The sequence below is a fragment of the Microbacterium sp. Bi128 genome (assembly GCF_918698205.1).
Genome location: NZ_CAKKMM010001579.1, coordinates 1 through 1,120, shown reverse-complemented (window position 1 = coordinate 1,120; position 1,120 = coordinate 1). Strand labels below are relative to the sequence as shown.

The window sequence follows — 1,120 nt, the reverse complement described above, 5'->3', positions numbered from 1 at the left end:
CAGTCGCTGGGTGGCTTCACCGCCCCGCTCGTGTGCGAAAAAGCCCCCGCCGCCGGGCTTGTCCTCGTGAATGCGATGATCCCCTTACCGGGCGAGACCCCCGGCGCATGGTGGGGAAACACCGGCTGGGCTGCGGCGCAGCAAAGCGCGGCCCAGGCCCACGGGTACAGTGCCGAGTTCGACACGGACACCTATTTCCTGCACGACGTTCCGCCGAAAGTGGCCGCGGAAGGCGAACCGCATCAACGCCCCGAAGCAGAGGCGGTGTTCGAATCGGTCTGCACGTTCACGGCCTGGCCCGGGATCCCGACCCGCGTCCTGACCGGAGAGGGAGACCGCTTCTTTCCGCTGGACTTCCAACAGCGGCTCGCCCGCGAACGCCTCGGCATAGAGCCCGACGTCCTGCCCGGCGGCCATCTCCTCGCCCTGGCAAATCCCGACGGTGTGGCCGATTACCTGCTGCGCCGCTGAACGTGGGAATTCCGGCCTAGCGGCTGCTCACCTGGCCGAACAGTTTCGCGATGGGCGCGAGCACCAGCGGGCGGGCGGCGTACCATCCGGCCGCCGTGATGGCGATGGCGGCCGCGAAGAGCCAGAACCCGACCCAGTTCACCACGTCGGTGCCGCCGAACATGTGGTTCAGGTTGCGCAGCGCACCGGTCGCGAACACGAGGAACACGTGGACGAGAATGAACAGCACGAAAAACAGCATGGTCGGGAAGTGCACCGCGCGCGCAACCTCTAACGGGTAGACCTTGTTCAGCGTTTTCGCGTTCTTCGGCCAGAACTCGCTCATGCGCGCACCCGTGATCGCAGCGACGGGGGCTGCGATGAAGACCACCACGAAGTACATGATCTGTTGCAGGCTGTTGTAGTTCACCCAGCCGGTCTCAACGGGCCAGTCGAGTGTCATGTACTGCAGGAGCGCGGAGAGCGCGTTCGGGACGGCCTCCCAACTGCTCGGCACGATCCTCATCCAGCGGCCCGAGGCAAACAGCAGCACCACAAAGATGAGCCCGTTGGCCAGCCACAAAATGTCGAGCGACTGGTGCAGCCACAGGTTGATGCTGATCTTCTTGCCACCGCGCTTCGGCGTCCAGTACGCCGGCGGCTTCTGCTG

General features: G+C 65.3%; 2 protein-coding genes. One reads left to right on the top strand and one right to left on the bottom strand.

Annotation, left to right across the window (positions count from 1 at the left end):
* On the top strand, positions 1-471 hold a 471-nt coding region (locus tag LQV45_RS34690; protein ID WP_230012473.1), incomplete at its 5' end, for an alpha/beta hydrolase.
* Between the two features lie 16 nt (positions 472-487).
* Here the strand turns inward: LQV45_RS34690 and LQV45_RS34685 are convergent.
* A partial coding sequence (locus LQV45_RS34685; RefSeq protein ID WP_230012471.1) for a cytochrome b/b6 domain-containing protein occupies positions 488-1,120 on the bottom strand: 633 nt, incomplete at its 5' end.